We start from the raw sequence: 24,273 nt of genomic DNA on the forward strand, positions 1-24,273 counted from the left end.
GGCCGACGACCCGTCCGGAGGGTGCCTTTCATCCGTACCTACCTCCGGAGCCTCACGATCGGAGATCCGGACTTGACCACCGCCTACGACCCGTTCGGGGTCCCGGGACCGGGACAGACTCCGGTGCCGGGCCAGCGCCGGCCGCCGCTGGACCCGCTGCTCAGCCTGCCCGACCATCCGTCCGGCGAGTGGGCCACCGCGTCCCGCCGGCCGGCTCCGTCGCGGGCCATCGGCCACCCCCGGCCGGCCCGGCGCGACAGCGGCCCGTACCTGCCCTCGGGGTCTGGTGGGGCGCCGTACCCGGTGGTGGCGGAGCCGGTCGAGGGCCGCCGCCGGAGCCGGCTCGGGCCGATCCTGGTGGTGTTGGCGCTGCTGGGCGGCACCGGCTTCATGGCCTGGCGGCTCGAACGGGCCGACAGCCAGCTCACCAGCCGGCTCGCCGCGGCCCAACAGCGGGAGACGGCGCTCACCGCCCGCGCCGAGCGGCTCGAGCAGCAGCTCGCCGGGGTCTTCGACCCCGAGGCGATCTCCTCGTCGGTGCTGCCGAGTGTCTTCCGGGTCCGGGCCGGCGACTTCACGGGTACGGCGTTCTCGATCGGTGATGCTGCCGGCGCCGACAAGGCGAACCTGCTGACCAACTACCACGTGATCGAGCAGGTGTGGAAGTCCGGCGACCGCGAGGTGTTCCTGGAGCGCGGCAAGGACCGGGTCGCCGCGACGATCGTCCGCGTCAACGAGGGCGAGGACCTGGCCCTGTTGCGCGCCAACCGGGAGATCGCCGGGCTCGCCTCGGCGCCGGGCACGGTCAAGCCGGGTCAGCAGGTCGTCGTGGTGGGCGCACCGCTCGGCCTGGAAGACACCGTCACCACCGGCGTGGTCAGCGCCACCCGTGCCGGCGGCGGCCCGTCGCTGCAGTTTGACGCCCCGATCAACCCCGGCAACTCGGGCGGCCCGGTCGTCAACTCTTCGGACCAGGTCATCGGCGTCGCCACGGCGAAAGCCCGCGACGCCGAAGGCATCGGCCTGGCCGTCCCCATCAAGACCGCCTGCGACGCCTTCAAGATCTGTTGAGATGCGCGACCAAAGTCGCCCTCGACACCAGCTCCTCAGGGGCGCACTGCCCGCTGGCCGGAGGCCGGCCATGTTAGAGCCGTGACGCCGGGCGGGGGGAGGCCGGCTGTGCTGGCGAGCATGGCGCACCAGCCGAGGAGGTGGGCGCCGAGGTCGTCGGAGGTGGGCGTCCAGGAGGCGCGGATCTCCAGGTCGGCGGTGGGGGCTGGGCCGGACAGCTCGCCGAAGCGGGTCGACGTGGTCTGGGTGATGGTGCCGCCGATGGCGGTGCAGGCCGCCTGATGTTGGTCGAGGCCGTCCGTCAGCCAGGTCCAGGCGACTGCGGGCAGTAACGGGTCGCCGGCCAGGTCGGACTCGAGCTCCGCGGTGATCAGCGTGACCAGGCGCAGGTCGCCCTGCCAGGCGTCGTGGCCGGCCGGGTCGTGCAGCAGGATCAGCCGGCCGCTGGCGACCTCGTCGCCGTCGCGCAGGACCGTGGCGCTGAGCGCAAAGCCGTACGGGGCCAGGCGCTGCGGTGCGGTGATCTCCTCAAGCAGGATTTCCTCACGCGGCGCGGATGCTCGCAACCCCGCCACAGCGCGGGTGAACGCCTCGGGTGGTGCGGGGGTGGGCGCCATGGAGGCAGCCTATGCCGATCACTGCCTTGTGTCCGCGCGCGGCGCGCCGCACGGGCCGGTTCACTCACGTGGCACCATGGCCCGGGTGACCAACTCATCTGCGGATTCCGCCTTCGTACGCGCCTGCCGTGGCCTGGACGTGCCGCACACCCCGGTCTGGTTCATGCGGCAGGCGGGCCGGTCCCTCCCGGAGTACCGCAAGATCCGCGAGGGGGTGGGCATGCTCGAGTCGTGCCGCCGGCCGGACCTGGTCACCGAGATCACGCTGCAGCCGGTGCGCCGGCACGACGTGGACGCCGCGATCCTGTTCAGCGACATCGTGGTGCCCCTGGCGGCGGCCGGGATCGATCTGGACATCGTCGCCGGCACCGGCCCGGTGGTGGCTGAGCCGATCCGGACCCGCGCGGACGTCGACCGGGTGCTGCCGTTGGAGCCGGGTGCCGTCTCCTATGTCGCCGAGGCGATCCGGCTGCTGCTGCCGGAGCTCGGCGCGACGCCGTTGATCGGCTTCGCCGGTGCGCCGTTCACCTTGGCCAGCTACCTGGTCGAGGGCGGCCCGTCGCGCACGTACCTGAAGACCAAAGCCATGATGTACGGCGACCCGCAGCTCTGGCACGACCTGTGCTCCCGGCTGGCGGACATTACGCTCGCGTTCCTGCGCGTGCAGGTCGGCGCGGGTGTCAGTGCGATCCAGCTCTTCGACTCGTGGGCGGGCGCGCTGTCGGAGGCGGACTACCGCGCATACGTCATGCCGCATTCGGCGAAGGTGCTCGCCGGGCTGGCGGACGCCGGCATTCCGCGGATCCACTTCGGAGTCGGCACCGCGGTGCTGCTGGGTGCGATGGGCGAGGCCGGGGCGGACGTGGTCGGCGTCGACTGGCGTACGCCGTTGAGCACGGCCGCTGGCATCGTCGGCCCGGACCGCTCGGTGCAGGGCAACCTGGACCCGGCCGTGCTGTTCGCGCCGTGGGAGTCCGTGGAGCGGGAAGCCCGCCGGGTCCTTACCGAGGGCAGAGCGGCCCGCGGGCACGTGTTCAACCTCGGGCACGGTGTCATGCCCGAGACCGACCCTGAGGTGCTGACCCGCCTGGTGGATCTGATCCACACGGCGAGCGCTCGTTAGTTCTTGATCGGCTCCGGCTGGGTGGCCCACCACTCGGACGGCACCGACTCGTAGATCTCCTGCGCGAGGTCTTTGAGGCGGTCGCCGGTCGGCTGCCCGTGATGGGCGTCGGCGAGTCCCTTCAGCCGCACGTACCACTCGGCCAACTGTTCGACGGTCACGCTCACCTGATAGTCCACGGCGTCAGGCTAGGCCGGGCCGGCGGGCGTCCGGCGGCGTTTACCCGAACGGGATCACATCCATGGACCCCGGTGGTCGGGGGAGCGTAGGACCTGAGAGTGTGGTGGGCGTGCGGATGCGGGTGGCGATCGTCGGCGGCGGGATAGCCGGGCTTGCTGCCGCGGTGCGTGTCCGGGATCGGGCGCCTGCCAACACCGACATCATCGTGTACGAGCAGTCCGGTCGCCTGGGCGGCAAGCTGCGCACGGACGAGCTCGCCGGCACGACTGTGGAGCGCGGCGCCGAGTCGTTCCTGACCGGTGGCCCGGACGGCGGCGAGTCCGCGGCGGTGTCCTTCGTCCGGCGCCTGGGCCTCGACCGCAAGCTCGTGCATCCCGCTGCCGTTCCCGCCGCGCTGGCGATTGGTGGCCGCCTGGAGAAGGTGCCCGGCGGGACGCTCGTCGGCGTACCCGGAGACTTGAGTGTGCTCGGCGCGGTCGCGCGGCCGGCCGCGGACGCCGACCGCGACGAGGGCCGCCCGCTGCTCGCCGCAGGCGAAGACGTGACGGTCGGCGCGCTGGTCCGCGCCCGGTACGGCGACGAGATCGCCGACCGGCTGGTCGACCCGATGCTCGGCGGCGTGTACGCGGGCCGTGCCGACCAGTTGTCCCTCGCGACCACCCTGCCGGCCCTCGCCCGCGCTGCCCGCACCGAGCACACGCTCAGCGCCGCGGTCCGGGCTGCGCAGTCGGCCTCGCCGCGGGTGCCCGGCCGCCCGATCTTCAGTGCGGTCGACGGCGGAATGAGCCGCCTGATCGGCGCTGCCGCCGCCGCGGCCGGGGCGCGGATCAGCCTGGGCCTGCCGGTGCGCGAGCTGACCCGCACGGCACACGGCTGGCGGCTGCTGCTCGGCCCGGTGCCCGCCCCCCAGACCGACGACGTCGACGCGGTCGTGCTGGCCGTGCCCGCCCAGCCGGCAGCGCGCATCCTGACCGGGGTCGACCCGATCACGGCCGCCGTGGTCGACCAGCTGCGGTACGCCAGCGTTGCCCTGGCCGCGCTGGCACTGCCACCGGGCACGCCGCTGCCCGAGCTGTCCGGCTTCCTCGTGCCGCCCGCCGAGGGCACCCTCGTCAAGGCGGCCACGTTCTTCACCCGGAAATGGCCGCACCTGGGCCGCGAGGGTGGCCCGGTGATCGTGCGGGCTTCGCTCGGGCGGTCCGGCGAGGAGGAGCGGCTCCAGCTCGACGACTCGCTGCTCACCGCTACTGCGCACGCCGAGCTGGGGCGCCTGATCGGTGACGACCTGCCGCCGCCGGTGGCTTCGTGGGTGCAGCGTTGGGGCGGCGGGCTACCCCAGTACGCCCCCGGCCATCTCGACCGGGTCGCCCGGGTCCGGGCCACGCTGGCCGGCCGGGGTGGGCTCGCGCTGGCCGGGGCGGCGTACGACGGGGTGGGCATTCCGGCCTGTGTAGCCAGTGGTGAGCAGGCCGCCGACGATGTGGTGAAACACCTGGAGGAATTGTGAGCGAGCAGTCCAACGCCGCCCGGATCAACGAGCTGAACGCCACGATCCGGTACACGATGTGGTCGGTCTTCCGCGCCTCGTCGCCGCTGCCCGCGTTGCGCGACGATGTGGCGGGCGAGGTGGACGCGCTGTTCGAGCAGCTCGCCGGCAAGGACGTCACCGTGCGCGGGACGTACGACGTGGCCGGCCTGCGCGCCGACGCCGACGTGATGGTGTGGTGGCACTCGGAGTCGTCGGACGCGCTGCAGGAGGCGTACGGGCTGTTCCGGCGTACCGCTCTGGGCCGGCACCTGACTCCGGTGTGGTCGCAGATGGCGCTGCACCGGCCGGCCGAGTTCAACAAGAGCCACCTGCCGGCGTTCCTGGCGGATGAGGAGCCGCGGCCGTACATCTGCGTGTATCCGTTCGTGCGGTCCTACGAGTGGTACCTGCTGCCCGACGACGAGCGCCGCGCGATGCTCGCCGAGCACGGCAAGATGGCCCGCGGCTACCCGGACGTCCGGGCGAACACGGTCGCGTCGTTCGCGCTGGGCGACTACGAGTGGATGCTGGCTTTCGAGGCCGACGAGCTGTACCGCATCGTCGACCTGATGCGGGACCTGCGCGCCTCGACCGCCCGCCGGCACGTCCGCGAGGAAGTGCCGTTCTACACCGGCCGCCGCCGCTCGGTCACCGAGATCGTGGCGGCACTTCCCTGATCATGGGTACGTGCGGGATGCCGTCTTCCAGATATCCCGCCCCCGCCACCACGAAGCCGAACCGGCCGTAGAACCCGGTCAGGTGCTCCTGCGCTTCGAGGGTGACGGTCCGTTCGCCGACGACGGTGAGCGCGTGCGCCATGAGCCGGCTCGCGTAGCCGCCCTTGCGCGCGCTCACCGCGGTCACCACCCGCCCGATCCGCGGCGCCCTGTCCACGTCGAGGATCCGCAGGTAGGCGAGGATCGCGCCGTCGCCGGTCACCCACACGTGCCGGGTGCCGGCTTCGTCGTCGCGGCCGTCGATCTCCGGGTACGCGCACGCCTGCTCGACCACGAACACGTCGACGCGCAGTTTCAGGATCGCGTACAGGTCGGCGTTGTCGAGGTCGGCGAACGTGGCGACGTGGATCTTCTCGGAGGGATGCATCGGAGCATCGTAAGCGTCACTTCTCGCGTCCTCGGCCGTTGTCTCCGATGGAGCGCGGGATTCCAGGGGGACACATGATCAAGCGGAGCAAGTTGTTCGGCAGCAAGACGCGGGTGACGTTTTGCCTGCCGAAGGACGCGCCGGACGGCCCGGTCAGTGTGGTCGGCACGTTCAATGACTGGAAACCCGGACTGCACGAGCTGAAGGTACGGCGGGACGGCACCCGTACCGTGACGGTCAGCCTCGAACCGGGGCATTACCGTTTCCGTTACCTCGCCAGCGACGGCGTGTGGCTGGACGACGACCACGCCGACGCGGTAGGTCCGCACGGCAGCGAGTTGCTTCTCTGACGTTTCGCCTCCGGGGCTCCGGGAACCCTCCTACGGTTAGTTGACACTGCAATTAACTTCAGGGGAGTTCTCGTGGCGAACGTCAAGCTGGCCGTCATCTACTACTCGGCTACCGGCACAGTCCACAACATGGCGGAACGTCTCGCCCAAGCCGGTGAGAAGGCCGGCGCAGAGGTACGCCTGAGGCAGGTGTCCGAGCTTGCGCCGAAGGAGGCCATCGCCTCCAACGCGGCGTGGAGCCAGCACTTCGACCAGACCAAGGACGAGCCCAGGGCGGCGGCCGACGACATGGTCTGGGCCGACGCGGTGCTGTTTGGCAGCCCCACCCGGTACGGCAACATCGCCAGCCAGCTCAAGCAGTTCATCGACACGCTCGGCCCGCAGTGGCAGCAGGGTCTGCTCGCCAACAAGGCCTACGCCGGGTTCACCTCGACGATGACCGCGCACGGCGGCCAGGAGTCGACGATCCTCGCGCTCTACAACACGATCTACCACTTCGGCGGCGTCGTGGTGGCGCCCGGCTACACCGACCCGCTGAAGTTCGCCGACGGCAACCCGTACGGTGTCTCGCACGTCACCGGCGGCAGCAACGACGCCCCGCTGACCGACGTGCAGTTCGCCGCGCTCGACCACCTGGCCCAGCGAATCGTGTCGATCGCCGGCAAGCTCCGGGACTGACTCGGCCGGGGGTCACCGGATCGGGGAAGTGGACCGTGGCCGGCGTCCGCCGCGGATGGCAGACTGACCGCCGTGGCGAAATTCGAGCTGGATCTGACCGACGCGGTGTGGCGTCGTAGTGGCACGTCCGACGAAGCGGCCGTCGAGGTCGCTCTCCTGGAGGGCGGCGTGGCGGTGCGCGACTCCCGCAAGCCGGACGGTGACGTGTTGTTCTTCACCCCCGCAGAATGGGACGCTTTCGTCGGCGGGGCCAAAGACGGCGAGTTCGACCTTTAGCGTGAAGAGCCGGGGTTAACCCGGCTTTTCGCATATCAACCCGAAGAAGGTTCATTTCTCGCTACCGTGCGTGCATGACCAAGTGCGAGTCTGAACTGCTGAAAAAGGTGGAGCGGTACGAGAACGCGGTACATGAGCTCAAAGCCGCCCACGACGACGTCAAGGACGTTCTGACCCAGTCCATCCTCTTCGACCGCTGGTCGGAACTCGGCACCCCGCTCGGCTTCAAGGCCGAGAAGGGCGCCGACGACGACGAGCCGAACCGCGACCTCGCCCAGCTCAACCAGCAGATCTCCGCGATGAGCGAGTCCTGGTCGCACTGAGCTTCGCTAGCCATGCCCGGGGCGTCGAACGTCCCGGGCACGCGCTACCGTGTCGGCCATGGCGGACACCCAGTACGAAGACCTCCTGCGCCGAGTCCTCGAGACCGGAACCCCGAAATCGGACCGGACGGGGACAGGCACGGTCAGCCTCTTCGGTGAACGCCTGCGCTACGACCTCTCCCAAGGCTTCCCGCTGATCACCACCAAGCGGGTGCATTTCAAGTCTGTCGCCGTCGAGCTGCTGTGGTTCCTCCGCGGCGACAGCAACACCCGATGGCTGCGCGACCACGGCGTCACCATCTGGGACGAATGGGCCGACGCCAACGGAGACCTCGGCCCCGTCTACGGCAAGCAGTGGCGCTCCTGGCCCACCCCGGACGGCGGCCACGTCGACCAGATCAGCGACCTGCTGACCACGCTCAAGGCCGACCCCGACTCGCGCCGGATGATCGTCTCCGCCTGGAACGTCGCCCAGCTGCCCGAGATGGCCCTGGCCCCGTGCCACGCGATGTTCCAGTTCTACGTCGCGGACGGCAAGCTCTCCTGCCAGCTCTACCAGCGCAGCGCCGACATGTTCCTCGGCGTACCGTTCAACATCGCCAGCTACGCCCTGCTCACCCAGCTGATCGCCGCCCAGGTCGGCCTCACCCCGGGCGACTTCATCTGGGTCGGCGGCGACTGCCACATCTACAGCAACCACGTCGACCAGGTCCGCGAGCAGCTCTCCCGGGACGCCTACGCATTCCCCCGACTCGAGCTGGCCTCCGCCGCCTCCCTCTTCGACTACGGCATCGACGACCTCAAGCTCGTCGACTACCAACACCACCCGGCCCTGCGCGCTCCCGTCGCCGTCTGACCATGACCATCCACATGATCTGGGCCGAGGCCCGCGGCGGCGTGATCGGCGCCAACGGCGACATCCCGTGGCACGTCCCCGGCGAGCAGAAGATCTTCAAAGACTTCACCATGGGTACGACCGTCGTCATGGGCCGCACCACCTGGGACTCCCTCCCGGCGAAAGTCCGACCCCTGCCCGGCCGCACCAACGTCGTCCTCACCCGCCAGCCCTCCTGGTCCGCCCCGGGCGCGCAGGTCGTCGGCTCCGTGCAGGAACTCCTCGACAGCCACGACGACTTCTGGGTGATCGGCGGGCAGTCCGTCTACACGGCGCTGCTGCCCCACGCCGGCCACCTCGTCCGTACCCGCATCGACCTCGACGCCGCGGGCGACACCTACGCGCCGGAGCTCGGCCCGCAGTGGCAGGTGACCGCCACCGGGGACTGGCAGACCGCCCCGACCGGCGTGCGCTATCGAGTCGAAGAACTCACCGATCTGGGTACGCACACTCACGCTGATCAAAAAAGATCTTCGTAGATTCACCCCATGAAGATCTCCCGCACCGTTCTCGGCTCCGCCCTCCTGGCCGCCGCGACCGTCATCACCTGGTACGCCTGGCTCGGCCACGACACCACCTACCAGCTCGACCCGGCCACCGGCGTCGAGTCCGGCCCGTACACCGCAATCCAGGTCATCGGCTGCGTCGTCACCCTCGTCGCACTCCTGGTGGCAGCGGTCCTGGCCGGCGTGAACCGCTGGGCGGCGCCCGCGGTCCTGACCGTGGCATTCACCGTGCCCTGGACCTTCCGGGCAATGCAGATGGACGACTCCGGAATGTTCGCGATCGGCGCCGGGATGCTGGTGATCGGCCTCGGCAGCGGGGCCGTGGTGGTTGCCGCGATCACTGACTACTTCCGCAATCGCGGCTCGAGGCGGTCGGGCGGAACCGTTCCCGTCGCACCCACCCCGTAGCGCGCCCCACCGGCAGACGGGGTTGGAGAGCGGCTGTCTCCGGCGCGTTAGGACTGTCGTGGGTCGAGCTTGATGGCCCTGCCAACCCTCAGCGGCGAGTGCCGATGCTAGACCGGCAAGTTCGGATGAAACGGGCATTCGGCCCCTCGTGTGTGGCGCACGTTGGAGCGAAGGTCGCCGTGACGCAGGTGCTTCTGAGCGTCCCACGTTCCCGGTGCTAGCGGCTCGACCGCAGACGGTGAACGGAGAGCAGGGCGCAGGGTTCACGCGTCGCTCGCCAGTTCAGCTCTCCAGTCGAGGAGTTTTCAGGATGACCGTCCCCCTGCCGCAGTACCCGCCGCCGCGGCCGCCCAAGAAGCGGAAGATGCTGCCAGGTGATGTGACTGCCGGCACGACAGTCGGTGGTGCCGGAGTCAGGACGAACTCGGGTCGAGCTTGATGGACAAACTGTTGACGCAGTGACGGGTGTTCTTCGGCGTCATCATTTCGCCTTTGAAGACGTGGCCGAGGTGGCTGTCGCAGCGGGCGCACCGGATCTCTGTGCGGACCATGCCGTGCGTGCGGTCTTCGATTTCCTTGATGGCGCCGGGGATGGCGTCGTCGAAAGACGGCCAGCCGCAGTGGCTGTCGAACTTGGTGTCGCTGGGGTAGAGCTCGGCGCCGCAGGCTCGGCAGCGGTAGGTGCCGGCGTCTTTCGTGTTCACGTATTCGCCCGACCAGGGTGCTTCGGTGCCGGCTTGGCGCAGGACGCGGAACTCGTCGGGGCTGAGGCGGACGCGCCATTCGTCCTCGGTGGTGGGGAGGCCGTCGGTGGGGAGATCGGGTGTCATTGGTCCACCGTACGTCGGGTGGCGGACCGGGAGTGCGGCGTACGGGCGTACCTGAAGCAGTTGAGACACCTATGGAAGCTGCGCGGTTCCGGCCCACTTGGCTGCAGGCCCTCGGGCGTGGTCTTTATCTCGGTGTTGTGCTGGCGGTGGTGGCGTTGGCCGCCGGGGTGATCGGCGCGGTGCTGCTGGGGGAGGCGCCGCCGGGGGCGGTGTGGGCGTGGCTGGGGGGTTCGCCGCCGGTGGCGGGGGCCGTGGGTGGGGTGTTGCTGCGTCCGCGGGTGGCTACCGAGATCGGGCGGGACGGCATTCGGACGGTGACGCCGTTCGGGGCCGGGGTCCAGCCGTGGAGCCGGGTGGTGGATCTGCGGGCCGAGCGGCGGGGTGCGCGGCAGGTCGTGTCGGTTTATCTGGAGACCGGGGCGAGTGTGCAGCTCGCGGCGCCGTACAGCGGGGAGTTGTTTGCGGCGGATCCGCAGTTCGAGTCGAAGGTCTTCGCGCTCTCGCATCTGTGGCGGAGCCACCGGATCGGCGGGGTCCCGTCCTGACAGAGAGGGCAAAACGGGGGCGTTGCGTGCAAATCGGACGTAAGACGTTAAACTCCGTGCGGACCTAGACCGGTTACATACTGCAACAGAACGGATGCTCCTCATGAGTTTGACGCGCCGACTGGCCGCCGTCTTGCCCGCGGCCGGCGTCACCGTCTTCGCCTCGCTGGCCCTGACCGGGGCTCCGGCCGCGGCGAACGCTGGCGAGGCCGCGGCCCGCGCCCCGCACCCCGCTGTGATGGCGACGCCGTGCGCCGAGGGCGAGCGCGGCGACGACTGCGACTACGGGTACGGCAGCACCCCGAGCCCGGGCACCGCCAACACCGCCCCGACCCGGGGCAACGGCGGATACGGCGGGGAAAGCCCGACCCCGACCCCGTCGCGGACCACCACCACGCCGCCCACCACGACGCCGGCGACTCCGACCGCCAGCGTCGACACTGTCCCGCCGGGCGGCGAGCTCCCGTCCTCGGCACCCGCGACCCCCAGCCCGACCACCCCGGGTGGCGTCAGCGCGGGCGGCACCCTGCCGCTCACCGGCGCGCCGATGGGCATGACCGTCGGACTCGGCGCCGTCCTGGTCGCCGCCGGTGCCGGCGCGGTGTTCTACACCCGTCGTCGCCGCAACGCCTGATCTGCGCGACTCGCCACGGCCGTCCCCTCCGCGGAGGGGACGGCCGTCGCCGTCTGCGCATAAGGTCATCGCATGGCAGCTTCCCGGTCACCCGCCGTCGAGGTCGAGGTCGCGGGTCATCCCGTACGGCTGAGCAGCCCCGACAAGGTCTGCTTCCCCGAGCGCGGCTACACCAAGCGCGACGTGTTCGAGTACTACCTGGCGGTCGGCGACGGCATCATGCGTGCCCTCGGCAACCGGCCGACCACTTTGCAGCGCTTCCCCGACGGCATCGAAGGCGAAGCGTTCTTCCAGAAGCGCATCCCCACCCGGGGAGTCCCGGAGTGGGTGCAGACCGCCACGATCAGCTTCCCCAGCGGCCGTACGGCCGACGAGCTGTGCCCCGCCGACCTGGCCCACGTGGCCTGGGCCGCGCAGATGGGCACCATCGTCTTCCACCCGTGGCCGGTGCGCGGCGCCGCCCCGGACAACCCCGACGAACTGCGGCTGGACCTCGACCCGCAGCCCGGCCTCGGCTTCGGCGACGTGGTGGCGGCGGCCGAGGTCGTCCACGAAGTCCTCGACGAGCTCGGCTTCGTCGGCTATCCGAAGACGTCCGGCGGCCGGGGTGTGCACGTGTACGTCCGCATCCGGCCCGAGTGGTCCTTCGTGCAGGTCCGGCGCGCGGTGATCGCCCTGGCCCGTGCGGTCGAGCGCCGCAGCCCGGACACCATCACCACCTCCTGGTGGAAGGAGGAGCGCGGCGACCGGGTGTTCCTGGACTACAACCAGATGGCGCGGGATCGGACGATCGCGTGCGCGTACTCGCTGCGTGCCAACGCCCGGGCCACCGTGTCGACCCCGGTGACCTGGGCCGAGCTGCCCGACGTGACACCGGACGACTTCGACCTGCGGACGGTCCCGGCACGGTTCGCGAAGGTGGGGGACCCGCACGCGGGCATCGACGACGTCGCGCACGACCTCACGCCGCTGCTGGAATGGTCGGAGCGCGACGAGCGTGACGGTCAGGGCGACCTGCCGTACCCGCCGGACCATCCGAAGATGCCGGGGGAGCCGCCGCGGGTCCAGCCGAGCCGCAAAAACGCCGCCAACTGGGAAACCGACAAGCACTAGCAGCCGACGTCAAGGTAGATCGGTTCTCCGTAGATGGGGCCTACCTCCGCTGTTGCCCGAGCCGGAGTGCAGGATCAGAGGGAGATCTTGAAGCCTTCGTGGGTGGCCTGGAAGCCCAGCCCCGCATAGAAACGATGTGCGTCGGAGCGGCGCTTGTCCGTGGTGAGCTGGGCCAGTCGGCAGCCTCGGTCGCGGGCTCGGTCCAGGGACCATGCCATCATGCGGCGGCCGAGGCCTTGGCCGCGCTGGTCCGCGCGCACCCGGACGGCCTCGATGGTCATCCGTTCGGTGCCGCGCCGGCTGAGCGACGGCGTGTAGGTGAGCTGGCACGTGCCGACGATCTGGCCGGCAAGCTCCGCGACGATCAGCTCGTTGCGCGGGTCGGCGTCGATGGCCTCGAAGGCTGCCCAGTAAGCCGGGTCGATCTGCTGCGGGTCCGCAGCGGCTTCCCGGCTGCGGGCGATGTCGTCGTCGGCGAGCAGGCGCAGGATCGTGGGAACGTCCGCACGGGATGCGAGACGGAAGATCGGTTCGGCCACGCGGCCATCCTGACACGCCCGTCGGGCTGAGCCGGTCTGCACCCGGGCGGGGGCACGATGACGGCTATGCAGGTGCTGCTGCTGCCGTTCCGGCAGGTTTACCGGGGACTCGTCTGGCTGGCGAACTCCCCGAAGACGCTGATGCTGTCGTATTCGCTGCTCATCGCGATCTGTGCGGTGCTCTACCACTTCATCGAGGGCAAATCGATCGGTGATTCGCTGTGGTGGGCGGTGGTCACGGCCTCCACCGTCGGCTATGGCGACATCGCGCCTTCGACGCTGCCGGGCCGGATCATGGCCGGGCTGCTCATCTCGATCATGGTGCTGGTGGTCGTGCCGCTGATCACGGCGCATTTCGCCAGCAAGCTGATCGTGGACACCGATGCGTTCAAGCATGACGAGCAGGAGGAGCTGAAGAACAACCTGCGCGTTGTCCGCCGGCTGCTGGAGGAGCTGGCGGCCCGCGAGGGGATCATTTCGCCGGGCAGCGCAGACCCTCCCGCGGCACCGTCAGGTCCAGCAAGTACTGGTCCACGGCACTGACGATGCACGGCGTGGCCGGGTACGCGGTGTGGCCCTCGCCCTCCCAGGTCAGCACACGTCCGGTGCCGAGCATGGTCGCCAGCTCGGCGGTGTTCTCGTACGGCGTGGCCGGGTCGCCGGTGGTGCCGACCACGACGATCGGCGGGGCGCCGGCTGCGGCTCCCGCCGGGTACGGGTCGCGTTTGGCCGGCCAGTCGACGCACGGCAGCATGCCGATGGCGAGCGCCGCGCCGAAGAGCGGGTACTTGGTGCGCCACTCGCCCTGCAGTTTGCGGATCTGTTTGACCGAGGGCGTCTCGTCGCTGTCGGCGCAGTTCACGGTGAGGTTGGCGTCGAACAGGTTGGAGTACGAGCCGTCGGGTTTGCGGTCGGCGTACTGGTCGGCGAGGTCGAAGATGCCCTCGGCGTTACCGGCCTGCAGGTTGGCGACGGCCTGGGCGAGCTTCTCCCACCCGGCCTCGTTGTAGAGCGACGAGATCACGGCCACGAAGATCCACCCCGAGGTGGCGTCCCGGCCGTCGCGGCCGGGTACGGGAGAGGTCGCTGCCTCGGCCAGTGCGGCGGTGACCGCACCGCGCGCGTCGGGGGCGATGGGGCACTTGGCCGGCGTGGCCTTGCACCAGGTGCTGAAGTTGGTGAAGGCGCGCTCGAACCCCTTGGCCTGCGCCTCGGAGCCGGCGACGAAGTCCTGCTTGGGGTTCACAGCCCCGTCCAGGACGAGGGCCCGAATCTTGTGGGGGAACAGCTGGGCGTAGGTCGCGCCGAGCAGCGTGCCGTACGAATAGCCCAGGTAGGTGGTCTTGGCGTCGCCGACCGCGGCGCGCACCGCATCCATGTCCCGGGCTGCCTGCTCGGTGCTGAAGGTGCCGAGCTGGTTCGGGTACTTGCGGCCGCAGCCCTCCGCGATCCGCTTGTTGAGCGCGACGGCCTGCTGGAACTGCTCATCGGTGCGCGGGTCGGGCGGCGCGGCGAAGCTCGCGTCCTGGTCGGTGGGGCTGATGCAGGTCACCGGGCTGGACCGACCGATGCCGCGCGGGTCGAAGCCGACGATGTCGAACCGGTCGGTGATCTCGGTGGGCAGGCCGCCGAGGGCCTGACCGAACGAGTAGTAGACCGCGATGTCGATGCCGGAGGCGCCGGGGCCGCCCGGGTTCATCAGCAGCGAGCCGATCCGGTCCTTCTGGGTGGCTGACCTGATGCGCAGCATCGCGACCTCGTAGGTCTGCCCGCTCTGCGGCGCATTCCAGTCGCGCGGCACGGCCACCGAGGCACAGTCGTAGGTCATGCCCTGCGCGGCGCGGCCGACGAGCTCGCGCGGCACCTCGGGACAGGGAGTCCACTGCGCCTCGGTGCCCGGGACCGCGGGCGGCGCTTTCTTGCCGGTGGTCGACGGAGGAGCGGCGTTGTCCGAGTCCTCGGGGGCGAAGACCGGCAGCGTGCAGCCTGCGGTGGTCACGATCGCGACGAGCAGGGCGGCCAGGACCGAACGGGGGGTACGCGGCACGGTGCACGGCCTTTCTGCTCATCGAGTCTTCCGCGCACGAGGCTACGCGGTGACCCTGACAAGATCGCTCAGCGGCTCGTCAGCACGTCCGCGAGCTTGAACCGCACCGGTCGTTCCAGCTGCTCGTAGGTGCAGGAATGCGGGTCCCGGTCGGGGCGCCACCGCTCGAACTGGGCGGTGTGCCGGAAGCGGATTCCCTCCATGTAGTCGTAGCGGACCTCGACGACGCGTTCGGGGCGCAGCGGCGTGAACGACAGGTCTTTGCCGTTGTTCCAGCGGCTCACCTCGTTCTTGCGCGGGGTGCGTTCGCCGGACTCGTGGGCCGCCCAGTTCCACGGGTGTCCCTCGAACTCGGTGACCAGGGGTTGCAGCTCCTCGAAGAGTTCTTCGCGCACCTTCATCGGAAACGCGCCGATGACGCCGACGGACACCAGCACGTCGCGCTCGTCGTACAGGCCGAGCAGCAGGGAGCCGATCCGGTTGTCCGCTGATTTGTGCACTCGGTAGCCCGCGACGACGCAGTCCGCCGTACGTTTGTGCTTGATCTTGGTCATGACCCGCTTGTCCGGCTCGTAGCCCAGATCTTTGCCCTTGGCGATGAGTCCGTCGAGCCCGGCGCCCTCGAACTCGGCGAACCAGCGCCGGGCCGTCTCCAGGTCGTCCGTCGCTGGCGTGACGTAGATCGGTGCCTTCGCCTGGGCAAGGCATTCCTCCAGGCGGGCCCGCCGCTCGGCGAACGGCCGGGTGGTCAGGTCCTCAGTCCCGAGCGCCAGCAGGTCGAAGGCCACGAACCCGGCCGGCGTCTGCTCGGACAGCAGCTTGACCCGGCTCGCTGCGGGGTGGATGCGCTGCTGCAGGGCCTCGAAGTCGAGCGTGTTGCGCGCGGTGTCCGCCACGATGATCTCGCCGTCGATCACGGACCGCTCCGGGAAGTTCGCCAGGACGGCCTCGACGACCTCGGGGAAGTAGCGGGTCATCGGCTTCTCGTTGCGGCTGCCGATCTCCACCTCGGCGCCGTCCCGGAAGATGATCGACCGGAAACCGTCCCACTTCGGCTCGTAGAGCTGCCCCGGCGGGATCTCGGCGACCGGCTTGGCGAGCATCGGCTTCACGGGCGGGCTGACAGGCAGGTCCATGCCGACAGTCTCCCCGCCGAACCCGAAAAAGAAAGCGCGAAGTGCCGTTAGGTCGCCGCATCAAGCGGGAAAATGCATCCCCATGACGTCACGGGTAGTGGTGCTGACCGGCGCATCCAGCGGAATAGGCCGGGCCGCAGCTCTTGCCTTTGCCGCCCGCGGCGACAAACTCGTCCTCGCTGCGCGCGGCCTCGCCGACCTTCAGAAAGTCGCTGCGGAATGCGGCGGCGCCGTCGTGGTCGTGCCCACCGATGTTTCGGTACGGGCCCAGGTCGACGCACTAGCGACAGCGGCGCTGGAGAGCTTCGGGCGGATCGACGTGTGGGCCGACACCGCCGCCGTCATGGCGTACGGCCGGTTCGAGGATCTGCCGCCGCACGTGTTCGACCAGGTGGTCGGCACCGACCTGCTCGGACCGGCGAACGTCGCTCGCGCCGCCCTGCGAGTCTTCCGCGCGCAGGACCGGGGCACGCTGATCCTGTGCAGCTCGCTCGTCGGGCACATCACCGCACCCAACATGTCCGCGTACGCAACGGCGAAGTGGGGTTTGCGCGCGCTGGCCCGGACCTTGCGGCAGGAGACCCGCGACGCACGAGACATCCACGTCTGCCAGCTCGTGCCGGGCAGTGTCGACACCCCGATCTACACCAGCGCCGCGAACTACGCCGGGTTCGTGGGCCGTCCGCCCCCGCCGGTCGACAGCGCCGAGCGGATGGGCGCGGCCATCGTCCGGCTCGCGGACCGGCCCCGCCGGGCGCTGTCGGTGGGCGCGGCCAACCGCCTGGTGCAGTTCGGCTTCGGCGCCCTGCCACCGGTGTACGACGCGCTGGTCGGGCCGCTGATGGGCCGACTCGGCATCTCCCGGACCCCCACCGCACCCCACGACGGCAACGTGTTCACTTGCACCCCGCGGGTGGACGGCGGCCCCGCCCGGTTGGGCCGCACGGCGGTCGGCTTCGCGGCCGCCGGAGCCGTCGCACTCACTTCCGCGGGCGCCCTCGCACTGCGAAAACGCCGGCAATAACGCTTTACCCGTCCCCTGGGGCAGCGTGCAGACTGCTCCCATGAACGCCCGTGACCTGCAGGGGTTGACGATCGGCGAGTTCGGCCGCCGGGCCGGACTGTCCATCAAGGCCCTGCGACTGTACGAGATTTCCGGCCTGTTGCCGCCTGCCGCGGTGGACCCGGGCAGCGGCTACCGCCGGTACACCACGGACCAGCTCGACCGCGCCCGCCGGATCAGCCTGCTGCGCCAGCTCGACATGCCGCTCGCCGTGGTGGCCGAGGTGCTGTCCGGCAGTGACGACGAGGCGGCCGCCCGGCTCGACCGTTGGTGGGATGCCCAGGAGCGGGACATGCAGGCGCGGCGCAGCAGCATGAGCTGGTTCCGGGCGCACCTGCTCGCCGCGGACCGCCCCGACCCGGGCTATCAGGTCCGACAGCGGACCGTACCCGCGGTCAAGATCGCGTCGATTCGCTACGAGACCGACCAGCAGGGCCTACTCGACCGGATCCTGCACGGCGCGTGGGAGCTGAGCGCGGCCTTCGGCGCCGCGGTCACCGCCCCGCACTGGGTGATCTACCACGGCGTCGTCACTCCGGAAAACGACGCGCCCATCGAGGTCTGCGTGCCGGTGACCGGCCCGGTCGAACCCACCGGCGACATCGTCGTGCGGATCGAACCGGCGCACACCGAGGCGTACGTGACCGTGACCCGCGACGACTGCTACTACCCGCGGATCCTCCAGGCGTACGCGGCGCTGGAAGCCCACCCGGGCCGTCCGGTCGGCGCGCCCCGGGAGATCTACCTCGCCGACTGGCACGACATCGCCGGCGCCGACCCGTTCGTCGACGTCGCCCAGCCCCTTCAGGAGTCTTGAGATGGACTACTCCCGGCACAGCGCCTACTCCGCTCCGCGCGAGTACGCGGCATTGCTCGCCGAGCTGCCCGCGGACCTGCCCACCCTCGGCTCGGCCGTTCGCAACCTGATCGTGCACTACCGCGGCTCCGGCATCGACTTCCCGCCGGACCGTCTCGCGGAGATCGACAGCCGCTGGCTCGACCGGCTGCTCGCTCACGACCAGCGTCGCTTTCCCGGCTCACTGCTCACCCCCGAGCGCGCTCCCGAGAACCGCATCGCCGGCTGCTGCCGCGACTACACCCTCCTGACGGTGGCCGCGTTGCGGCAGCACGGGATCCCGGCCCGCAGCCGGATCGGGTTCGCCGACTACCTGGACCCGTCCTTCCACTTCGACCATGTGGTCACGCAGTGGTGGGACGGCGACCGCTGGCGGGCCGCCGACACCCAGCTCGATCCGTCCTGGGGTCTTCCCGTCGACCCGCTCGACGTCCCCCTCGGCCCGGGCGGCCTGGTCCCGGCCGCCCAGCTCTGGACCGCTTACCGCCGTGGTGACCTCGACCCGAGCAGCTACGGGGTGCACCCCGACGTCCCGGTCGGCGGCGCCTGGTTCATCCGCAACTACGTCCTGCACGAAGCCGCCCACCGCTACGGCGACGAGCTCCTCCTCTGGGACATGTACGGCACGATGTCCATGGACCTCGACGGCGACCTCTCCCTGATCGACGAGGTGGCGGCACTCCTCATCGCCGCAGACGACGGTGACGAGGCCGCCGACCGCAAACTCGAGCAGTGGTACGCCGCCGACGACCGCCTGCACCCCGGCCGGACGGTCCAGAGCCACTCACCGCGGGGACCGGTCAGCACGGTCGATCTGACGCTGCGCTTACTTCACGGGCAACGCCCCGTGAAGTAAGCGCCGCTCTATCCGCCCGGGCATTCAGCTTCGCCGCCACTATGTTCCTGGCATCTGACCGGCGCGGGTGGTGGTGTCGGAGACGACGGCGACATCCGATTGGCCTGGGCACCCAGCACCGCAGCGAGAATGCTGGACGCTAGCGCCAGCACCAAATAGGTTGCCGCGGTCCGCGACATCCGGCAGGCGAACGCCACCACGGCGATCAGCACCGGCCCGCCCACCATGACGCTGAACAAGACCATGGTCGCCGAGGCCTTCTCTTGCTGGAGCGCAGCTTCCACTGCTGCGTTTCCGTTCGCTTGGTTCCCGAAGATGCCATCCGTTCCAGCAAAAGCCCAGAGCAGGACCGACCGCAGGACCGCCCACAGCCAGACCGCGGTAAGGACCGCTAAAACAGCCTGAGGCCACTGTCGACTGACCGATGGTTTCGTCACGCGGCGACGATATGCACCAGGCGGCATCCCGGTCCTGAGTTCGGAGACTCAGATCCATGTCTCGATCCGGCGTTCACGCGCCCAGGATCAGTTCGGTGAGAGCCGTCTGTCAGCCGCACTTCGCGGGCTTGGCCGGTTTCGGAGTGTCGGTGGTCAGGGTGACCGACAGCTCGGCATCAGCGGCGACCTGCGTGCCAGCTGGAACTCCGGTCTTCTTCGCGTCGACGGCCACAGACTGGCCGCCGAGGTACCGGAATGTCACCGCGTCGAAGATCAGCTCCTGCCGAACCCCCTCCTTCGGGTCCACAAGCGTCACGGCCGTTCCCGGTCGGCCTACCGAGTCCACGACGTCGTTGCGCACGTCGATGCCGGGCAGTGACTTGAGTGCCCGGAACACGGCAGCCCGTTGGGCCGGCGGCAGGTACGACTCGTTCATCAGCTCCCAGGCGTTGAACCACACGGTCTGCTTCTGCGTGCCCATGTCGTAGCCCGAGTGCTTGAGATGGTCGAGCATCTTTCCGGGCGTCACCGGCAGGGCGCGGTTGAAGATGTAGTCGGTGGGCTTTGCGCCGCAGATGAAATGTGGCGCCATCGTCTCCACCTGGCCCTCCTCCGCCAGCCCGTCGGCCGGCACGGTCCGGCCCGGCAGCGGCAGCGGTGCAAGGTGCTCGATCCGCAGCACCGGTCCGGTGCTGTTGTCCACGGACCGCCACAGCGTGCGCTTTGTGCGATAAAGCCAAACGTCGTCGCCGGAGATCGATCGATCCATCGTCTGCGATTCGTACTTGAGGAACTGGCCCGGTTGAGGGTCCAGCTCCTGTTCCGATTCCGTGGCCTTGGCGGCCCGGTCGAGCACCTGTGCAGCCGAGGTCAGCCGCAGGCGGGGAGCCGCACTGCTGGACGGGGCGGTCGGGGACGGCGTGGCGACCGCGGGCCCGCCCGCACCGGCCTGCTGCCGGTCGGCCGGTTCACGACTGATCGTCACCCCGGCGGCGACAGCGACGGCCGCGGCGACCGCGGTGGGGAGCCCCACCCGCCAGAAAAGCGACGCGGACCGGGTGCGGGCTGGCGACTTGACATTCTCAGCGCGCAGGGCGGCGACAAACCGTGCCTCGGCTCGGTCGAGTCGTTCGCCGGTGAGCGGCGGCACGTCCTGCCGCAGGGCTTCGAGGGAATTGTGGTCAGGCATGGCGGATCTCTTCCTGGAAGGCGGTCGGGTCGACCCCGCCGAGTGCCGCTCGCATCTTCGTCCGTGCCCGGTTGATCCGGGATCGCACCGTGCCCACCGGAACATCCAGTGCGCACGCCGCTTCCTCATAGGTCAGCTCTCCCCAGGCCACCAGCAGCAGGGCATCGCGGTACACCGCGCGCAGACCGGCCAATGCCGCTGCCAAGTCACGGCTGACCGCGGCGGCGTCCTCTTGGGCGTCGCTGCGCTCCGTGAAGCTCTGCATGACGGGGTCGACACCGGTGCGCTGGAAGGCGCGCAGGGCGCGGACTTCGTCGCGGCGGTGCCGGCCGACCATATTGCTGGTGATGCCGTAGAGCCAGGGTCGGGCGTCGGGGCGGGCCACGTCGTAGCGGTCCCGTTGCCGGAAGGCAACCAGGAACACTTCGGAGAGCACGTCCTCAGCCGCGTCCGGGCCGAGCCGGCGGACGATGTAGCGGTGAAGCTCGGGGGCGTGCCGACGGAACAGCAGAGCGAACTGCTCGGGCTCATCCCGGGAGCGCACGATGATGGCCGCATCCGCCGGTTCCGCCGGCGGAGTGAGCGGCGCAGGTGCCCCCTCGGTCGTTCTGAACATCTCTTTCAAGCCTCTCGACCGTCGGTCGTTACACCCCTTCTTGCCCGCAGCCCGGAATTCAGTTCCCGGTTAGCGGACGAGTAGTGTCACGAGCCGGTCGAGTTCGACCGCCGGATCCTCAGCCAGTCCCATGTGGACAGCGCCGGCCTGCAGGATCGTGCTCCGTGGGGCGACCAGCCAACGGAAGCGTTCCCCCTGCTTCATCTCCCGCGCGGCCCCGCCATCCACCCCACCCGCACACGTCGTCTCCCACGACTTCAGCGCCGCGCGGATCCCGTCCAGGTCAGCGTTCGGGTCCAACGCCAGCAGCCGCCGCTCATCCAGATGAGTGCGGGCTTCGAGGAAATCCCGGCGCTGGCAGTAAAGGATGACGCCGACGTTGATGAGCTCACCGCGCTCCACGCGTGGCACGGCCCGAATCGGCGCGTACTCATAAGGGGTCATGCCGGCACCCACGCCTCCGGGTGGGCCGCGCGAGCAACCAGATGATCCCGGTAGGCCGCGCGGGCCTCGGCCGCCGACGCAAAATCGAACTCGGCCAACCACTCATCCGGCACCAAGGCCAGAACCTCGTCGAGCAGGTCCGCGGTCAACCGCGGGGCCAGGTCCGCGGCCACCTCCGGCACTTTTTTTGCGTACGGCCGCAGCACGTGGTCGTCCCACTTGTAGGGCCGGTGCACCACCGCCGACGCCCGCGGCCAGTTGTGGTGGAAGTACAGCGTGGCCCCGTGGTCGATGAGCCACAGGTCGCCATGCCACATCAGCAAATTGGGGTTTCGCCAGCTGCGGTCGACGTTTTCCACGTACGCGTCGAACACCAGCACCCGGGAGGCCAGCTCCGCGTCGATGGGGTGGGCGACGGGGTCGTAGCCGAGCGCCCCGGGCAGGTAGTCCATGCCGAGGTTTGCCCCGGCGCTGGCCTTGATCAGCTCCTGGATTTCCTCGTCCGGCTCGGCTCGGGCCACCACCGGGTCGAGGCCGACGACGACGAGCTCCGGGACCGGCAGATCGAGTCGGCGGGCCAGCTCCCCGGCAATGACCTCGGCCACCAGCGCTTTCGGCCCCTGACCTGCGCCGCGGAACTTCACGACGTACGTGCCGAGGTTGCCGGCTTCGACGATGCCCGGCAGCGAACCGCCTTCGCGCAGGGCGGTGACGTATCGGACGGCGGTGACTTCGGGTAGCACGGCTCTACAGTACGAAAGCGTCGGTCCAGAGCTGACGGGTACGCCCGGACAGCGCCTCCATCAGCGCCACGGCCTGGCTGTCGGTGAGCGCCGCCACGAAGTCGATGACCGCGCGGCCGCGTGCGCGGGTCAGCGCGTCCGGCGTGCCGTCCGGCAGCTCCAGCTCGGCCAGTTCGACCAGGTCGCGGAGCCGGCGCGGGAGTCGTTCCGCTTCGTCGGGGTCGGCTAGCCAGTCGAGCAGGGCACTGACCAGCGAGCTGAGCAGCCGGGCCTGGCCGCGTTGGTGCAGGGCCAGGTCGGGCCGGGCCAGCACGAACCGGTTCTGGACGAACTTGAGGACCTGCACCTCGTGCCACTGCGCGGGAGCCAGCAGCACGTGCCCGGATCGCACAGCCGGGGTTTCGGTCACGGTGATCGACTCGACCAGCCGTCGGGTCCAGGTCGCCGAGAACGCCGCGACCTGTGCTTCCGCTTCGAGGGAGCCGTTGAAGGGTGCGCTGAGCAGGCCGTCGACCAGTTCGGCGCGGACCTGCTCGACCGCCGCGGCGAACGCGTCGTCGTCGGCCACCCAGCCGTCCTTGCGGTGCAGCTGGCGGCGCAGGGCCTCGATCGAGCCGCCCGGGCGCCGCACGATCAGCTCCTCGTCCGGGATGTCCCGCAGCGACTTCCGCTGCCAGGCCATGAGCTCCGCGGCCACTGCACCCTGCTGCAGGACGCCGACCCGGTGCACATCCTCCAGGTCGTGGATCGCGTACGCGATGTCGTCGGCCGTGTCCATCACCGAGGCTTCGGGCGTCTGCTGCCAGTAGGCGACCCGGTCGTTGAACGGCGCCCGCGCCTGCGTCATGTCCTCGACCTCGGTCGAGTACGCCCCGAACTTCAGCGACCCGCCGTCCGGGTCGTCCGGGGGAGCGGCGGCACCGCGCGGCGGCGGGTCCAACAGCCGGGGGTGCGGCAGCGGATGGGTGCGGCGGGTCCACGGGTATTTGAGGATCGCCGCGCGGGTGGCCGCCGTCAGGTTGAGCCCCAGCGTCGTCTGCCCGCGAATTTCCGTGCTGGTCACGATCCGGTACGACTGGGCGTTGCCCTCGAAGCCGTCGCGCAGCCGGAGCCGCTGGCGGGCCAGGTTGTCGAGGACGCGCTCGCCGAGGTGTCCGAACGGCGGGTGGCCGAGGTCGTGGGCGAGGGCAGCGGCCTCCACCACGTCCGGGTCGCAGCCGCCGAGTTTGTCGAGCAGGTCGCCGTAATCGCGGATCAGCCGTTCCGCGATGGCCCGGCCGACCGAGGCGACTTTGAGGCTGTGCGTGAGCCGGTTGTGCACGAGCAGGCCCGCGCCGCCCGGGCTGATCACCTGGGTGACGCCGGCGAGCCGGGCAAAGAACGGCGAGCTGACGATTCGGTCCCGGTCCACCCGGAACGGGCTGGCCGCCAGGTCGCCGGGCGCGACCAGGCCGTCACCGAACAAGCGCCGGGCGCGGAGATCTTCCATGCGCCCGACGCTATTACACGACGGATCCTCGCCGGTCAGCGCGCCTGCAACGCGTCGAGGGCGACCGCCATGGCCACGACCAGGCGGCGGTCGACCTGCGGGTCGTGGATGGTGACCACGTACCGGTCGCGCAGGCCCCACTTCTTGACCACCGAGAAGGCCGTACGGTCGCCCAGCACGAAGTCGAAGTGGTACGGCAGCCAGGACAGCGCGTCGACGAACCGGCGCAGGATAGCCACGGCGAGGTTCGTCTCGCGGCCCACCATGTCGCCGTGGCCGGGCTGCTCGAGGTGCCAGGTCGACCGCAGCAGCGATTCCTTGAAGTTCTTGCGGAACAGGCCAATGTTGCTGCCGGACGCGTCCGTGACGTCGTACGTGGCACCCAGGTCGAGCACCTGACGCGCCTTGAAGCCCAACACCGGGGTGGTCTTGGTGTCGTCGGAGTAGATCGTGACCTGCTCCTTGAACGCCATCCGCTTCTGCTGGGCGAAGGCGAGCAGCGCGCCCTCGGAACCGTCCGGGTTCGCGGCGCAGACCTCGTACTGGTTGACCATCAGCCGGACGCGCTGACGCACGATGAGCTGCTGTTGTTCCTGGAGAGTGTTGATCGTCACGGCGGCAGTGTGGCACAAACCCGCCGTCCGGTGGCGGCCACGGTACGGACAGCGTCAGACTGG

32 protein-coding genes are annotated in these 24,273 nt (G+C 70.0%); 18 read left to right on the forward strand and 14 right to left on the reverse strand.

From position 1 onward, the window contains the following. The first annotated feature begins 72 nt into the window (after positions 1–72). Positions 73–1,071 (forward strand): trypsin-like peptidase domain-containing protein, encoded by a 999-nt coding sequence (locus tag ACIA1L_RS01735; protein ID WP_396070416.1) that lies wholly within the window; start codon positions 73–75, stop codon positions 1,069–1,071. Positions 1,072–1,106: 35 nt separating this feature from the next. Here ACIA1L_RS01735 and ACIA1L_RS01740 read toward each other — a convergent pair whose 3' ends face one another. Then, positions 1,107–1,688, reverse strand: coding sequence for a DUF3000 domain-containing protein (locus ACIA1L_RS01740; protein WP_396070418.1), 582 nt, complete (start codon positions 1,686–1,688; stop codon positions 1,107–1,109). Between the two features lie 76 nt (positions 1,689–1,764). Between ACIA1L_RS01740 and hemE the strand changes: the two genes are divergently transcribed. Beyond that, a complete protein-coding gene (gene hemE / locus ACIA1L_RS01745) occupies positions 1,765–2,811 on the forward strand; it encodes a uroporphyrinogen decarboxylase (RefSeq protein ID WP_396070420.1) in 1,047 nt (348 codons plus the stop codon). On the opposite strand, the gene ACIA1L_RS01750 is transcribed toward hemE, so the two are convergent. Beyond that, positions 2,808–2,990, reverse strand: coding sequence for a hypothetical protein (locus ACIA1L_RS01750; RefSeq protein WP_396070421.1), 183 nt, complete (start codon positions 2,988–2,990; stop codon positions 2,808–2,810). The genes hemE and ACIA1L_RS01750 overlap by 4 nt on opposite strands. Before the next feature lie 104 nt (positions 2,991–3,094). Here ACIA1L_RS01750 and ACIA1L_RS01755 point away from each other — a divergent pair, with 104 nt between their 5' ends. Continuing rightward, complete coding sequence (locus ACIA1L_RS01755; protein ID WP_396070423.1) at positions 3,095–4,498, forward strand: protoporphyrinogen/coproporphyrinogen oxidase; 1,404 nt, start codon at positions 3,095–3,097, stop codon at positions 4,496–4,498. Then, on the forward strand, positions 4,495–5,196 hold the full coding sequence (gene hemQ, locus ACIA1L_RS01760) for a hydrogen peroxide-dependent heme synthase (RefSeq protein WP_396070424.1): 702 nt from the start codon (positions 4,495–4,497) through the stop codon (positions 5,194–5,196). Before ACIA1L_RS01755 ends, hemQ begins: the two co-directional genes overlap by 4 nt. On the opposite strand, the gene ACIA1L_RS01765 is transcribed toward hemQ, so the two are convergent. Next, a complete protein-coding gene (locus tag ACIA1L_RS01765) occupies positions 5,168–5,623 on the reverse strand; it encodes a GNAT family N-acetyltransferase (protein ID WP_396070425.1) in 456 nt (151 codons plus the stop codon). The two genes, hemQ and ACIA1L_RS01765, sit on opposite strands and share 29 nt — an antisense overlap. A 74-nt stretch (positions 5,624–5,697) precedes the next feature. Between ACIA1L_RS01765 and ACIA1L_RS01770 the strand changes: the two genes are divergently transcribed. The 7 genes from ACIA1L_RS01770 (at position 5,698) to ACIA1L_RS01800 (ending at position 9,059) form a co-directional block, all read left to right on the forward strand. Further along, positions 5,698–5,973 carry an isoamylase early set domain-containing protein gene (locus ACIA1L_RS01770; RefSeq protein WP_396070426.1) on the forward strand — a complete coding sequence of 92 codons (276 nt, stop codon included), beginning with the start codon at positions 5,698–5,700 and terminating at the stop codon, positions 5,971–5,973. A gap of 72 nt (positions 5,974–6,045) precedes the next feature. After that, positions 6,046–6,651, forward strand: a complete 606-nt coding sequence (gene wrbA / locus ACIA1L_RS01775; protein ID WP_396070427.1) for an NAD(P)H:quinone oxidoreductase — start codon at positions 6,046–6,048, stop codon at positions 6,649–6,651. Between the two features lie 72 nt (positions 6,652–6,723). Continuing rightward, on the forward strand, positions 6,724–6,927 hold the full coding sequence (locus tag ACIA1L_RS01780; RefSeq protein WP_396070429.1) for a DUF397 domain-containing protein: 204 nt from the start codon (positions 6,724–6,726) through the stop codon (positions 6,925–6,927). Positions 6,928–7,001: 74 nt separating this feature from the next. Continuing rightward, positions 7,002–7,250: a hypothetical protein gene (locus tag ACIA1L_RS01785; RefSeq protein ID WP_396070430.1), complete on the forward strand. Its 249-nt coding sequence runs from the start codon at positions 7,002–7,004 to the stop codon at positions 7,248–7,250. Between the two features lie 58 nt (positions 7,251–7,308). Then, positions 7,309–8,106, forward strand: a complete 798-nt coding sequence (locus ACIA1L_RS01790) for a thymidylate synthase (RefSeq protein WP_396070432.1) — start codon at positions 7,309–7,311, stop codon at positions 8,104–8,106. 2 nt (positions 8,107–8,108) lie between these two features. Continuing rightward, positions 8,109–8,624 carry a dihydrofolate reductase gene (locus ACIA1L_RS01795; protein WP_396070434.1) on the forward strand — a complete coding sequence of 172 codons (516 nt, stop codon included), beginning with the start codon at positions 8,109–8,111 and terminating at the stop codon, positions 8,622–8,624. A gap of 9 nt (positions 8,625–8,633) precedes the next feature. After that, positions 8,634–9,059 carry a hypothetical protein gene (locus tag ACIA1L_RS01800; protein WP_396070435.1) on the forward strand — a complete coding sequence of 142 codons (426 nt, stop codon included), beginning with the start codon at positions 8,634–8,636 and terminating at the stop codon, positions 9,057–9,059. Positions 9,060–9,472: 413 nt separating this feature from the next. Here the strand turns inward: ACIA1L_RS01800 and msrB are convergent, their stop codons facing one another. Further along, a complete protein-coding gene (gene msrB / locus ACIA1L_RS01805) occupies positions 9,473–9,889 on the reverse strand; it encodes a peptide-methionine (R)-S-oxide reductase MsrB (RefSeq protein ID WP_396070436.1) in 417 nt (138 codons plus the stop codon). A 71-nt stretch (positions 9,890–9,960) separates the two neighbouring features. Between msrB and ACIA1L_RS01810 the strand changes: the two genes are divergently transcribed. The 3 genes from ACIA1L_RS01810 to ligD all read left to right on the forward strand — a co-directional run bounded on the left by ACIA1L_RS01810 (position 9,961) and on the right by ligD (position 12,181). Next, positions 9,961–10,434, forward strand: coding sequence for a hypothetical protein (locus tag ACIA1L_RS01810; protein WP_396070438.1), 474 nt, complete (start codon positions 9,961–9,963; stop codon positions 10,432–10,434). 103 nt (positions 10,435–10,537) lie between these two features. Next, entirely contained in the window at positions 10,538–11,068 is a 531-nt protein-coding gene (locus ACIA1L_RS01815) for an LPXTG cell wall anchor domain-containing protein (protein WP_396070439.1), read from the forward strand. 72 nt (positions 11,069–11,140) lie between these two features. Then, positions 11,141–12,181 (forward strand): non-homologous end-joining DNA ligase, encoded by a 1,041-nt coding sequence (gene ligD / locus ACIA1L_RS01820; RefSeq protein WP_396070440.1) that lies wholly within the window; start codon positions 11,141–11,143, stop codon positions 12,179–12,181. Positions 12,182–12,255: 74 nt separating this feature from the next. On the opposite strand, the gene ACIA1L_RS01825 is transcribed toward ligD, so the two are convergent. Then, a complete protein-coding gene (locus tag ACIA1L_RS01825) occupies positions 12,256–12,720 on the reverse strand; it encodes a GNAT family N-acetyltransferase (RefSeq protein WP_396070441.1) in 465 nt (154 codons plus the stop codon). A 66-nt stretch (positions 12,721–12,786) separates the two neighbouring features. Between ACIA1L_RS01825 and ACIA1L_RS01830 the strand changes: the two genes are divergently transcribed. Beyond that, positions 12,787–13,263: a potassium channel family protein gene (locus tag ACIA1L_RS01830; protein WP_396070443.1), complete on the forward strand. Its 477-nt coding sequence runs from the start codon at positions 12,787–12,789 to the stop codon at positions 13,261–13,263. Here the strand turns inward: ACIA1L_RS01830 and ACIA1L_RS01835 are convergent. Together ACIA1L_RS01835 and ACIA1L_RS01840 are read right to left on the reverse strand one after the other, a co-directional pair. Then, complete coding sequence (locus tag ACIA1L_RS01835) at positions 13,193–14,767, reverse strand: alpha/beta hydrolase (RefSeq protein WP_396070444.1); 1,575 nt, start codon at positions 14,765–14,767, stop codon at positions 13,193–13,195. The two genes, ACIA1L_RS01830 and ACIA1L_RS01835, sit on opposite strands and share 71 nt — an antisense overlap. 68 nt (positions 14,768–14,835) lie before the next feature. Next, complete coding sequence (locus ACIA1L_RS01840; protein WP_396070446.1) at positions 14,836–15,903, reverse strand: ATP-dependent DNA ligase; 1,068 nt, start codon at positions 15,901–15,903, stop codon at positions 14,836–14,838. An 82-nt stretch (positions 15,904–15,985) separates the two neighbouring features. Between ACIA1L_RS01840 and ACIA1L_RS01845 the strand changes: the two genes are divergently transcribed. The 3 genes from ACIA1L_RS01845 to ACIA1L_RS01855 are packed head-to-tail and all read left to right on the forward strand — an operon-like array spanning position 15,986 to position 18,678. Continuing rightward, positions 15,986–16,927, forward strand: coding sequence for an SDR family NAD(P)-dependent oxidoreductase (locus ACIA1L_RS01845; protein ID WP_396070447.1), 942 nt, complete (start codon positions 15,986–15,988; stop codon positions 16,925–16,927). Positions 16,928–16,967: 40 nt separating this feature from the next. Further along, positions 16,968–17,783, forward strand: coding sequence for a MerR family transcriptional regulator (locus ACIA1L_RS01850; RefSeq protein WP_396070449.1), 816 nt, complete (start codon positions 16,968–16,970; stop codon positions 17,781–17,783). 1 nt (position 17,784) lies between these two features. Further along, complete coding sequence (locus ACIA1L_RS01855; RefSeq protein WP_396070450.1) at positions 17,785–18,678, forward strand: transglutaminase domain-containing protein; 894 nt, start codon at positions 17,785–17,787, stop codon at positions 18,676–18,678. Positions 18,679–18,686: 8 nt separating this feature from the next. On the opposite strand, the gene ACIA1L_RS01860 is transcribed toward ACIA1L_RS01855, so the two are convergent. From ACIA1L_RS01860 to ACIA1L_RS01890, 7 genes are all read right to left on the reverse strand, one after another. Then, entirely contained in the window at positions 18,687–19,115 is a 429-nt protein-coding gene (locus ACIA1L_RS01860) for a hypothetical protein (RefSeq protein WP_396070451.1), read from the reverse strand. A 109-nt stretch (positions 19,116–19,224) separates the two neighbouring features. Beyond that, positions 19,225–20,304, reverse strand: coding sequence for a CU044_5270 family protein (locus tag ACIA1L_RS01865; protein WP_396070453.1), 1,080 nt, complete (start codon positions 20,302–20,304; stop codon positions 19,225–19,227). Continuing rightward, a complete protein-coding gene (locus ACIA1L_RS01870) occupies positions 20,297–20,920 on the reverse strand; it encodes an RNA polymerase sigma factor (protein ID WP_396070454.1) in 624 nt (207 codons plus the stop codon). The genes ACIA1L_RS01865 and ACIA1L_RS01870 overlap by 8 nt, the downstream gene beginning before the upstream one ends. Positions 20,921–20,989: 69 nt before the next feature. Beyond that, positions 20,990–21,364: a DUF3037 domain-containing protein gene (locus ACIA1L_RS01875; protein WP_396070455.1), complete on the reverse strand. Its 375-nt coding sequence runs from the start codon at positions 21,362–21,364 to the stop codon at positions 20,990–20,992. Further along, positions 21,361–22,107, reverse strand: coding sequence for a HipA family kinase (locus ACIA1L_RS01880; protein ID WP_396070456.1), 747 nt, complete (start codon positions 22,105–22,107; stop codon positions 21,361–21,363). Before ACIA1L_RS01880 ends, ACIA1L_RS01875 begins: the two co-directional genes overlap by 4 nt. A gap of 4 nt (positions 22,108–22,111) precedes the next feature. Beyond that, positions 22,112–23,596 carry a deoxyguanosinetriphosphate triphosphohydrolase family protein gene (locus ACIA1L_RS01885; protein WP_396070457.1) on the reverse strand — a complete coding sequence of 495 codons (1,485 nt, stop codon included), beginning with the start codon at positions 23,594–23,596 and terminating at the stop codon, positions 22,112–22,114. A 35-nt stretch (positions 23,597–23,631) separates the two neighbouring features. Next, on the reverse strand, positions 23,632–24,150 hold the full coding sequence (locus ACIA1L_RS01890) for a hypothetical protein (RefSeq protein WP_396070985.1): 519 nt from the start codon (positions 24,148–24,150) through the stop codon (positions 23,632–23,634). Between the last annotated feature and the right edge of the window lie 123 nt (positions 24,151–24,273).

The organism is Actinoplanes sp. NPDC051859, assembly GCF_044452725.1.
Taxonomy (GTDB): domain Bacteria; phylum Actinomycetota; class Actinomycetes; order Mycobacteriales; family Micromonosporaceae; genus Actinoplanes.